We start from the raw sequence: 10,886 nt of genomic DNA on the forward strand, positions 1-10,886 counted from the left end.
CCACCGTCGACGAACGCTCGCCGGCAATGTCGTGCAGCGCCTCGAAATAGCGCAACTGCATGGCCTGCGGCTCCGCCGCCAGCATCTTGCCGGCCTCGACCAGCTTTGCCGCCGCCTGCTGCTCGCCATCGGCATTGATCACCTTGGCGCGCCGCAGCCTCTCGGCTTCGGCCTGCTTGGCGATGGCGCGGATCATGCTCTCGTTCAGGTCGACATGCTTGATCTCGACATTGGAGACCTTGATGCCCCAGGCATCGGTCCGCTGGTCGAGGATCTCCTGGATGTCGCTGTTCAACTTGTCGCGCTCGGCCAGCATCTCGTCGAGTTCGTGCTTGCCGAGCACCGAGCGCAATGTGGTCTGCGCCAGCTGGTTGGTGGCGGCCATGAAGTCCTCGACCTGGATGATCGCCCGTTCGGCGTCGACGATGCGGAAATAAAGCACCGCGTTGACCTTCACCGAGACGTTGTCACGCGAAATGACGTCCTGCGGCGGCACGTCCTGCACCACCACCCGCAGATCGACCTTCACCATCTGCTGGACGAAGGGGACGAGGATGATGAGACCGGGACCCTTGACCCCGGTGAAGCGGCCGAGCGTGAAGACCACGCCGCGCTGATATTCCCTGAGGATGCGAATGGCCGCGGACAGGAACATGATCACGACCAGCGCAACGATCAGATAGGCGACATAACCAATCATCATTGTCTTGCTCCATTCCTTCCCGCATCGCGCCGCCGCACCGTCAGCACGAGGTCCCTGATGTCGGTCACCTCGACGCTGTCGCCCGGTGCGACGGGTTCGTCGGCCTTCGCCCGCCAGCGCTCTCCCTGGGCCAGCACATGGCCCTCGCCGCCCTGCCAGTCGAGGATCTCGGCCGGCAAGCCGCGCATCGCCTCGCCGCCGACGCGCGGCAGGCTCCTGCGCGCCGCCCAGAGATAGGTGCCGGTGAGCAATGCCAGGCCAAGCGTGACGGTGGCGGCGGCGCCGGTCACGGCCCACGACACCTCGAAGCCCGGACCTTGGGTCTTGAGCAGCATGGCGGAGCCGAGCAGAAAGGCGGCCACACCGCTGAGCCCAAGCACGACGGTGGGATTGAAGGCCTCGATGACGAGGAAGGCGATGCCGAGCAGCATCAGGGCAAGGCCGGCATAGTTGATCGGCAAGAAATTGAGCGCATAGAGGCCGAGCACGAGGCAGATGGTGCCGATGACGCCGGGCGCCACCGCGCCGGGGCTGGTGAACTCGAAGATGATGCCGTAGACGCCGATCAGCATCAGGACGATGGCGACATTCGGATCGGTGATGACGGAGAGCAGACGGATGAACCAGCCAGGCTCCAGCGTCTCGACCCGCAGCCCTTTCGTCGCCAGCACTTGCTTTTTGCCGCCCACGTCGACGGTGCGCCCATCGGCCAGTCGCAGCAGCTCGGTGGTATCGCCGGCGACGAAGTCGATAACATGTTCCTGCAGCGCCGCATTGGCCGACAGGCTCGCCGCTTCGCGCACGGCTTTCTCGCCCCAGTCGCCATTGCGACCGCGCAATTCCGCGAGCGAGCGGATCAGGGCGACCGCGTCATTGGTCACCTTGGCCATCATAGCGTCGCCCGCCGGCCGCCCGGTGGCGTCCTTCTCGTCCTTGTCCTTGTCGCCGCCGGGAAGCGACGGCAGCCCACCCATCTCAACCGGCGTTGCCGCACCCAGATTGGTGCCGGGCGCCATCGCCGCGACATGGGTGGCGTACTGGCGGCATGGCCACCGGCCGGCGCGACATAGCCGATGACGGGAACAGGCGAGGCAAGGATATCGGCGATCATCTCGCGCGTCGAGGTGACGAGTCCGCCTGGCGTATCGAGCTGAAGGATAAGGACTTCGGCGCCCCGCGTGGAGGCTGCATCAAGCGCGTCCTCGAGCTGCCTGGTGCTTGCCGGTCCGATGACGCCGTCAATGGCGACGCTCAGCGCGACCCTCTCGCTCCCGGCCGAAGAGAAGGGAGAAAAGACAGCCGCGGCGACAAAGGCCGCGGCAAGAAGGGCCACCCGCGCGAAGGTCACGCTCAAAGCTCCCTGGGCAGGATATGGGCTCCCTGGGCAGGATTTGGGACCCAATCTCACCGAAATCCATGGCGCGGTCGCAGGATTGCAAGCCGGCAACCCGGTCCGCACGGCCCGGACGACAAACGCATGGGCGTTTTCAAATCCGGAGGAGCCCGCCGCTCGCGCCAGGCCCCCACCCTTTACCGGTCACGCATGTGCGTGCGGATGACGGAAGTCCCAGACGGCCCAACCTGATGCGGCAACCACCAGCACGCCGAGAATGACGTGGGTGGCCATCGCGTACCCATTCGCCACGAAGCCGAGCAGCCAGGGCGAAGCGATCAGCCAGAGCCCGAGAACGATACTAACCCATTCCTCCCATTCGGCGAATGCGGCAAGCGTCGCCAGAGCCATGACGCCCAGCACGACGCCGACAACCCAGGCGTTCCATGCGGGAGCGGTTTCAGCAGCGAAGCCGATTATCCAAGGTGAGATGAACAGGCAGATGGCAAGGACCAGATTGAGCCAGTCCTGGCCCTTCTTTCCTTCCATGAGTGTATTAGCCATGACAACCTCCATAGATGAAGCTTGACCAAAGCGTTAAGTACGCGTGCAACGCACGCTCAATCATTGATGTAACTACGCTTCACATGGCCTTCAAGACCTGGCTAATATGGGCCCCGCTCCCCGAACGGGATCAGCGCGCCGCATGCCTGGCCAGCGCGTGCTCGATCAGCACGTCGATGGTCTGGCTGTAGCCGATGCCCGACGCCGCCAGTGCCTTGGCATACATCGAGATGTCGGTGAAACCGGGAATGGTGTTGGCCTCGTTGACCAGCAGGCTGCCGTCGGCGCGCAGGAAGAAATCGACGCGCGCCATGGCCTCGCAGCCGAGTGCCTGGAAAGCCTGCCGCGCCATCTCCCTGGCCCTGTCGGCGACGGCGGCCGGGACATCGGCGGGCACCTTGACCACCGCACCGTCGGCATCGAGATATTTCGCCTCATAGGTGTAGAAGCCGTGCTTGCCGGCCGGAATGATCTCGCCGGGCAATGAGACCGTCAGGGTGCCGTCGGCGCGCTCCAGCACCGAGAATTCGATCTCGCGGCCTTCGACGAACTCCTCCACCAAAACCTTGCTGTCATGCTGGAAAGCCGCCTCGACGGCCGCGGTGAAGCCGGCACTGTCGGTCGCCTTGCTGACCCCGAAGGACGAGCCCTGGCGTGCCGGCTTGACGAACACCGGCAGGCCGAGCTTCGCCGCGACTTCCTTGAAGGACACGGGCTCCCCGCGCCGCAAGGTCAGCGAGCGGGCAACAGCCAGTCCCGCCTCGCGCATCAGCCGCTTGGCGGCATCCTTGTCCATGGCCGCGGCCGAGGCGAGGATGCCGCAGCCGACATAGGCAACATCGGCGACTTCCGCATAACCTTGCACCGAGCCGTCCTCGCCGAACGGCCCGTGCAGCACGGGAAAGACGACGTCGACCGGGTCAGGCTGCGTTCCATCCCGCGACACGGCGACCAGCCTGCCCTTGCCGCCGGGCAAAAGCGCAACCTCCATGCCGTCCTCGGATGCCGGCGCCCCTGCCCCGTCGGCCACGGAGGATTGTTGCAGCAGCCATCTGCCGTTGCGGGAAATGGCGATCGGCACGATGTCGTAGCGCGTCCGGTCGATCGCCTTCAGCACGTTGGCGGCCGAAAGGCGCGACACGTCATGCTCGGCCGAACGCCCGCCATAGAGGATGGCCACTCTTGTCTTACCGGTCATCGAAATCCCTCAACTGTCAAAGATCAAATGGCGACGGCAATGCCGCGATTGCCAAAGAAGCGGTCGAAATCGGCTGGCGCCAACACTGCGTTTGCCTGTGTGGCGCTGGTATGGCCGGACGGATTGTGGAAGCGGAAACCCTTGTCCGACGTCGCTGTGACCAGCACCAGATGGCCGCCCTTCGATGGCGGCTCGCGCTCGGGCCAACGGATCGAACTGCTGACCGAAGCGATGAAGAAGCGCTGCCGCTCCAGGATCGCCGGAATGTCCGCTGTCGCGACATTGGTCATCACCTCGGCACGGAGTCCAAAAACCTCTTTCACGAAGCTGACGAAGGGCGCGTAGATCAGCCCCCTGATCGATCCCTCGTTGACGACATAGCCGCCATATCCAGTGCAGCGCCTGGCCAGTTCGATCGTCGGCACGATCTCGCCGCGGCTCGCCAGGATCATCTTCAGGCATGCCATGCCGCAGATGTTGGCGGCCCAGACCGCGTATTCTTCGAGCGTTTCGGCGCCCGACCCCCGCCACAACGGATCGCGCCGCAGCGCCACCTCGGCGCCGTCGGCAAGCACGGCCATGGTCATGTCTGGCGTTTCCCACTGGCTGAAAAACGGCACGGTTTCAGGCAGCGGGCTCATGCGACTCCTCGGTCAGCGAACGCCATCTCGTATACGGGGATACGAGATGGATGAAAAGTGGCTTCAGGCCTGTTTCAAGGGGCGCCGCTTACTCGGCCTTCGTCCAACCGAAAACCAGCCAGGCATATTTGGATTTTTCGGTGGGTTCGGCAGTGTAGGTCATCTGCATGTCGCCGTCCTTGGCGTAGATATCCAGCCTAGGCGCCGTATCCAGCTTGAGCCACGCCGAACTGTTGCTGAAGGACCAGGTCCCGCACCAGACGCAGGCCCCCGAATTCGGGTCACCCGGCTGATGAAAATTGTAGCGGCCGTCCGCCGTGATCTCCAGATAGTCGAACGCGCCGTAAAACGCGGTCACCGTTTGCTGGAACTCATTGGCGGCCGCTTCCTGTTCCGGCGTCGGCGCCTCCTTCATGTCGCGCGGCGGCCGGATGGCTCCGCCGTTGAGTTTCCATTTGCCGACAAAATCCTTCTGGGTCGGAAGATATTCCTCCTGGGCCTGTGCCGATGAAATATAAGCAACGGATAATACACCGCTCAAGCCAACGGCCTCGGCCGCAAATAGAAGCGCGGCGGCACAGATCGCCCTTGTTGGGTTTTGCATAAAAAATAGTCTCCACGACGGGGTAATAGGAGTTTTATTGAGAAGATTTCAGCACGCGTTGCTTCGATGCCGATTCCCGCCTGCCATTTGCAGGGTTAGCACTGGGGCCACCAAATTGGCAACGCTAAGCAGCATCTCTCCAGCATCACCGATCGCGCCGCAGTCCGAGGGCGCCAACGCGAGTGGGCGCCAAGGCGCACAGAGCCGTGTTTGCAGACCGGCTGACTATCGGCACGGCTTAAAAGGTGATCTTCACCGAAGCGGCGCTGCGTGTGTGCGGACCGTGATAGACGGCCTCGATGTTGTTGCCGTCTGGATCGAGCAGAAAGGCGGCGTAATAGCCGGGGTGATAGGGCCGTTCGCCCGGCGCGCCATTGTCCGTCCCGCCGCCGGCGAGCCCGGCTTTGTAGAAGGCCTCGACCATGGCATGGTCCTTTGCCTGGAAGGCCAGATGATGGCGGCCGGTGAGTTTTCCCAACGCCGCCGGGCTGTCGGCACTGGAGATGAACAATTCGTCGGCCCAGAAATACCCCTCGCCGACACCTCCGATCGGAACATCGAGCACCCGGAAGATCGCCTCGTAGAAGCGTTTGCTGGCGGCGAGATCCCTGACCACCAGTTGGAGATGGTCGATGAGCCGGCCGCGGTGCAATTCCTGGGTTTCCATGAAACGCCTCCTCGTGAGGCTTTCGAATTTAGGTTCGGAGAGCGCGCCGTCAATGTGGGCGCGCCTTCCAACTGCCACCCCCCTGCCGCAAGCCCGGCCCCAGTCTGTCTTGCAAACCCCCAGTCTGTCTTGCAAGTAAAGAGCCCATTGTCTTGCAAACAAAAAGCCCGCCGGGAGGGGGACTCCAGCGGGCCTTTGGAAAGCGGATACTCGAGCTTTCAGATGTCTGACGGGGGATCAGACATGGTGAGAACCTTTATTGGCCGCAGAGGTTCCACCCGAACAGAAATATAACCGGCGGGCTGTCGAATCCGCGTAATTCAAGCGGTGGGAGGCGATTTCTTTTCGCGGGACCTCTCCCAACTGGAACCTTCCGCTCCCAACTGGGTTTTGTGGCGCGGCTGGGAGGAATTTTGCTTGGACTGTTTTCAAAGGCTCGAAGCGCTTGTCGATAGCGCCGGCATCAACGGCATCGAAGAAGCGAACGCCCTGCTGCGTCGGTTCAAGGGCAGGTCGCAGGCGGTTACGACGGCGATCGACGAGTTCATGCTGGACTTCAAGACATTGGTATTCGTCGTTGAGAACGACGAGCAAGGGTTCCGGAAATCGCTGGGCAAGCTGGCTCGCGCCAGGCTGTCGAGCGTAACGGCGTAGGAGGCCGGCCTCCGGCGCCTGGCTTATCCCTTCAGGATGGCGGCCAGTCTTGGAATGCCTTCGCTCACCGCGCGCCGGTCGGCAAGCGTGAAGGACAGCCGCAGCGTGTTGCGCTCGGTGCCGTCGGCAAAAAAGGCACTGCCGGGCACGAAGGCGACCCGCGCCTCCTTCACCGACCGCGCCAGAAGCGCTGTCGCATCGGAACCCTCGGGCAGCGTCACCCAGACGAACATGCCGCCTTCCGGACGGCTCCAGGTCACGCCCTCCGGCATGTTGGCTTCCAGTGCTGCCAGCAGGCCATCGCGGCGCTCGCGATAGGCGCCGATGAGCTTTTCCACCTGGCCGTCGAACACGGCTTCGGCGACGCGATGCATCACCACCTGGTTGATCGACGGGCTGTGCAGGTCGGAGGCCTGCTTCATCAGCACCAGCTTCTCGACCACATGGCGCGGCGCGCAGACCCAGCCGACTCGCATGCCTGGCGACAGGATTTTCGAGAACGAGCCGCAATAGAGCGTGCGTGCCTTGTCGATGCCGCCGGACCTGATGCAGTCGAGCGCCAGGATCGGCGGCACGCCTTCGCCGTCGTAGCGCAGCGCGCGATAAGCGGCATCCTCGATGACGGCGATGTCGAGTTCGCCGGCAAGGTCGAGCACCGCCTCGCGCTGCTGGCGGTTCAAGGTCTCGCCGGTCGGATTGGCGAAATCCGGCACCAGATAGGCGAACTTGGCCTTGCCGCCATTAGCGGCAGCCGCCGCGCGATAGGCATCCGGCGTCATGTTGCCGCCGTCCACCGTCAGCCGCTCATAGCGCGGCTCGTAGGCGTTGAAGGCCTGCAAGGCGCCGAGATAGGTCGGCCATGTCACCAGCGCGGTATCGCCCGGCGACAGGAACAGTTTGCCGAGATAGTCCAGCGCCTGCTGCGAGCCAGAGGTGATGAAGATGTTGGCCTCGTCGCAGGCGACGCCGAGCTTGCCCATCTGCCCGGCCAACCAGCGCCGCAGCGGCAGATAGCCTTCCGAGACCTGGTATTGCAGAGCGGCACCCGCCTCTGCACCGCCCAGCACATCGGCATAGGCGTCGCGGATGGCCTCGGCCGGGAACAGCGCCGGATCGGGAATGCCGCCGGCAAACGAGATGATGTCGGGCTGGTCGAGCAGCTTCAGGAGTTCGCGAATTTCGGACGCTTTCATGCGCGACGAGCGCGAAGCCAACAGGTTCATCAAAGTCACGACACGCCTCCCCAGACGCAGCAATATAGGTCAACTTGCCTGACCTATATCCCCTCTTGCCTGCGAATTGAAGTGTGCCTGAACGATTTCCCGAATGCGCCAGCGCAATGCACGAACGCCGCGAGCAATTCCACAAAAAGTGTGCAGCGGTTTTCCGTCCGGCTAAAGGCTCTTCTTGTAGCCGAGATGGCTGCCGATGAAGCCGAGGCTTTCATAGAACCGGTGCGCGTCCGCGCGCGACCTGTCGGTGGTCAGTTGGACGAGGCTGCAGCCGCGCGCCCGGCATTGCGCGATCGCCCATTCCATCATCTGCCTGCCGATGCCGCCCGAGCGCCTGTGGCCGGCGACCCGAACCGCCTCGATCTGCCCGCGCCAGGCGCCCTTGCGCGACAGGCCGGCAAGGAAAGTGATCTGCAAGGTGCCGACCACCTCGGCGCCCTCGACGGCCACCGCCAGCAGCTGGTTGGGGTCGGCATCGATGGCGTTGAAGGCATCGACATAGCCTTGCGCCAGCGGCACCGAGGCGTCCTCGCGGCCGGCGCCAAGCGGATCATCGGCCAGCATGGCGACGATGTCAGGCAGGTCGGAGGCTTGCGCACGGCGGAAGGTGATCATGGTGTCGGGCATATCGTGAGGCGCTGGCAGCGGCAAGATTTGGATACGCTCCCACCGGGCGCTGGCACAACCCTCTGAGGTTCAATCCGCATCACCCGCCGGCTTGGCCTTGCCGCACTGCGCCAGCACCTTGCCGATGGCAGCGCTCGAGCCCTTCAGCGGAAAACTGGTCTGGCCGTATTTGGCCGCGCTGACGCTGACCTCGCCTTTTCCGCGCAGCAGGTCCAGCAGCGGATCGGCTTTCGCCAGATTGACCACGAAGTAGTTGTACATGGCCTCGAGCTGCAGCGTCTTGGTCACCGTCTTGCCGTCGGCCTTGAACTCGAACGAACCGCTGAGGCCGGGCTCCAGTTGCTGGCCTGTGGCGCCGAGATCGAAACTCAGCACCGGCGTGTCGAAACAGGTCAGCATCAGATGCGCATCGCCTTTCGGGCCGCCGCAGACCGAGGCGGTCAGCACGCTGCCGCCCTCGTCTTCCTCCATCTTCGCAGCCCAGCCGCCGCACGACGCGGCAAAAGTCGGCTGCGCGGCCTGCAGGACCGCGACCGCACCGGCGACGACGAGATATCCAGCTCTCATGACTTCCCCCAATTGACCCCCTCTAGGGCATTTGCAGCACCAGCAGGCATTCTATAGGAAAAGCTGTCCTGTGGCATTGCCCGTCGCGCAGATGTCGCCCGGTCCTGATTTTGCGGAGAGCGGTGTTGAGAGCCTGTGTTCGTCTGTGTCTTCTGTTGGCCACCTTGCTGGCCTTGCCGCTCACCGCCCATGCGCAGTGGAAGCCGGTCGAGAAAGTCGAGACCTACGCCATCTCGGGCCAGTCCGGCGCCGAACTCTACCGCTCGATCGGCGAGAAAGGGCCGCTGATCCGCGGCGCCAAGACGCGCACCATGGCCTACACCAACTTCAAACTGACCTGGAGCGGCAGGGACTACAAGCCAAGGGGCAAGGACTGCGTGCTGACAATGGGGCGGCCGAAACTGATCATCACCTACGCCTTGCCGAAGCCTGCGGGTTCGTTGCCGCCGGCCGTCCAGAAGAGCTGGGACGTCTTCATCGCCAGCGTCAGCGCCCATGAACAAGTGCATGGCGCCAGCATGGTGCAGATGGTCCACGACATTGAAGCGGCGACGGACGGCCTGACCATTGCCGACGATCCCAAATGCAGCAAGACCAGGACCGAGGTGGTCAAGCGGCTCGACGCGATCTCGAAGGCGCGTGTACAGGCAAGCCGCGATTTCGACCGCGTCGAATTCGGCGATGGTGGCAATCTGCAGAAACTGGTTTTCGCTTTGGTGACCGGCCCTTGAAACAGGCCACCGCGCCTTTGCGACGCGGCGGCAAGATTTGAAGTCCACCTACCGGCTGAGATCGAGCGCTGCGCTCAGGTCGCCCATCGGCGGCTGGTCGTTGTTGCGCAGCGCCTTGTCGCGGGCAACGATGCCGGTCAGCACCGGCAGATCGTAGCGCGCGGTGATGAAGCGCAGGATCGACGTCGTGTCGTATTGCGTGTGGTCGAGCGTGCCCATCTTCGCATAGGGCGAGATGATGAAAGCCGGGATGCGGTTGCCCGGCCCCCAGCGGTCGGCCTTTGGCGGCGCGACATGGTCCCAGAAGCCGCCATTCTCGTCATAGGTGACGACCACCAGCATGTGGCTCCATTGCGGGCTCTTTTCCAGATGCGAAACGAGGTCGGCGAGATGCTGGTCGCCGCTCGCCACATCGGCATAGCCGCCATGCTCGTTGAGATTACCTTGCGGCTTGTAGAAGCTCACCGAAGGCAGCTTGCCGTCGTCGATCGCCTTGATGAACTCGGCGCCATCCAGGCCACCGTCTCGCAGGTGCTCTGTCCGCGCGGTCGTGCCCGGCGCGTAGGCGGCGAAATAGTTGAACGGCTGGTGGTGGAACTGGAAGTTCGGCACCGGCGTCGCGTTCTTGCCGTCGAGCGTTGCCTGCCAGGCGCCGGCATACCAGGCCCAGTCGACGCCCTTCAGCGTCAGCAGGTCGCCGATGGTGATGTCGTGCTGCGGCGGCAGCGTCGTCGGCTGCGCCGGATCGGCCAGCGCCTTGTCGCCACCCTCGACCGGCTTGTTGGCGCTCGGCTGATAGGGCGGCTGCATGGTGTTGACCGCATAGAAGTCGGGCGTGATGGCGCCGTCATTGACGAATTTCGGTGCGCCGCCAAGTGCCGACGGCGGCGAATTGTCGGCGACCTTCAGCGTCTTGCCGTCGGCTTCGACCACGGCGATCTGCCCCTTCACCGGGCTGGTGTCGGCGTGCGGATAGACCGGCGCGCAGGCGCAGGCGAGCTGGAAATGGTTGAGGAAGGAGCCGCCAAAGGCGCCCTGGAAGAAATTGTCGGCCAGAACGTATTTCTTCGCCACCGCCCACATCGGCAGCACCGATCCGTCATAATGGCCCATCACCAGGCCGCCGGAATCGGCCCAGGCGACGAACTTGTCGTTCTTGCCCGCGTCGATCTGCATTTGCTCCTGATAGAAACGGTGCCAGAGGTCGCGCGTGATGACCGAGGTCTTCTCGTTGAAGCCGCTGGCATCGTCGATGGCGAAGCTGGCATTGGTGAGATGCGCCGACTGCGCCTCGGTGACCGGCGGCGTCACGCCCTTGGCGGTCAGCCCGCCCCAGGCCGGCGGCAATTCCGTAAGCGGCTTGCC

At 63.8% G+C, this 10,886-nt stretch carries 12 protein-coding genes and 1 pseudogene; 2 read left to right on the plus strand and 11 right to left on the minus strand.

Annotated features, from left to right (window positions below):
- The 7 genes and pseudogenes from EN935_RS09300 to EN935_RS09330 form a co-directional block, all read right to left on the minus strand.
- On the minus strand, positions 1–703 hold a 703-nt coding region (locus EN935_RS09300; protein WP_164771057.1), incomplete at its 3' end, for a slipin family protein.
- Positions 700–2,051: pseudogene (locus tag EN935_RS09305) on the minus strand (nodulation protein NfeD). The gene EN935_RS09300 and the pseudogene EN935_RS09305, both read right to left, overlap by 4 nt.
- A 189-nt stretch (positions 2,052–2,240) precedes the next feature.
- Positions 2,241–2,600 carry an SPW repeat protein gene (locus tag EN935_RS09310; protein ID WP_109661433.1) on the minus strand — a complete coding sequence of 120 codons (360 nt, stop codon included), beginning with the start codon at positions 2,598–2,600 and terminating at the stop codon, positions 2,241–2,243.
- Between the two features lie 130 nt (positions 2,601–2,730).
- Positions 2,731–3,798: a D-alanine--D-alanine ligase family protein gene (locus tag EN935_RS09315; RefSeq protein ID WP_127263354.1), complete on the minus strand. Its 1,068-nt coding sequence runs from the start codon at positions 3,796–3,798 to the stop codon at positions 2,731–2,733.
- Positions 3,799–3,821: 23 nt separating this feature from the next.
- A complete protein-coding gene (locus EN935_RS09320) occupies positions 3,822–4,439 on the minus strand; it encodes a C39 family peptidase (protein WP_127263353.1) in 618 nt (205 codons plus the stop codon).
- A gap of 88 nt (positions 4,440–4,527) precedes the next feature.
- Positions 4,528–5,043, minus strand: a complete 516-nt coding sequence (locus EN935_RS09325) for a hypothetical protein (protein WP_127263352.1) — start codon at positions 5,041–5,043, stop codon at positions 4,528–4,530.
- Between the two features lie 238 nt (positions 5,044–5,281).
- Positions 5,282–5,710 (minus strand): VOC family protein, encoded by a 429-nt coding sequence (locus EN935_RS09330; protein WP_126069710.1) that lies wholly within the window; start codon positions 5,708–5,710, stop codon positions 5,282–5,284.
- A gap of 417 nt (positions 5,711–6,127) precedes the next feature.
- Here EN935_RS09330 and EN935_RS09335 point away from each other — a divergent pair, with 417 nt between their 5' ends.
- Complete coding sequence (locus EN935_RS09335) at positions 6,128–6,364, plus strand: hypothetical protein (protein ID WP_245468752.1); 237 nt, start codon at positions 6,128–6,130, stop codon at positions 6,362–6,364.
- Positions 6,365–6,387: 23 nt separating this feature from the next.
- Here the strand turns inward: EN935_RS09335 and EN935_RS09340 are convergent, their stop codons facing one another.
- The 3 genes from EN935_RS09340 to EN935_RS09350 all read right to left on the minus strand — a co-directional run bounded on the left by EN935_RS09340 (position 6,388) and on the right by EN935_RS09350 (position 8,790).
- Entirely contained in the window at positions 6,388–7,587 is a 1,200-nt protein-coding gene (locus tag EN935_RS09340) for a PLP-dependent aminotransferase family protein (protein WP_206534506.1), read from the minus strand.
- Positions 7,588–7,758: 171 nt separating this feature from the next.
- Complete coding sequence (locus EN935_RS09345; protein ID WP_127265193.1) at positions 7,759–8,211, minus strand: GNAT family N-acetyltransferase; 453 nt, start codon at positions 8,209–8,211, stop codon at positions 7,759–7,761.
- Between the two features lie 81 nt (positions 8,212–8,292).
- Positions 8,293–8,790, minus strand: a complete 498-nt coding sequence (locus EN935_RS09350) for a hypothetical protein (protein ID WP_245468967.1) — start codon at positions 8,788–8,790, stop codon at positions 8,293–8,295.
- A gap of 152 nt (positions 8,791–8,942) precedes the next feature.
- On the opposite strand from EN935_RS09350, the gene EN935_RS09355 reads away from it, so the two are divergent.
- Positions 8,943–9,521, plus strand: coding sequence for a DUF922 domain-containing protein (locus EN935_RS09355; protein WP_164757814.1), 579 nt, complete (start codon positions 8,943–8,945; stop codon positions 9,519–9,521).
- Between the two features lie 48 nt (positions 9,522–9,569).
- Here the strand turns inward: EN935_RS09355 and acpA are convergent.
- Positions 9,570–10,886: acid phosphatase (acpA, locus tag EN935_RS09360; RefSeq protein ID WP_127373284.1), on the minus strand; the 1,317-nt coding region annotated here is incomplete at its 5' end.

It is taken from the genome of Mesorhizobium sp. M7D.F.Ca.US.004.03.1.1, from assembly GCF_003998635.1.
Taxonomy (GTDB): Bacteria; Pseudomonadota; Alphaproteobacteria; order Rhizobiales; family Rhizobiaceae; genus Mesorhizobium; species Mesorhizobium loti.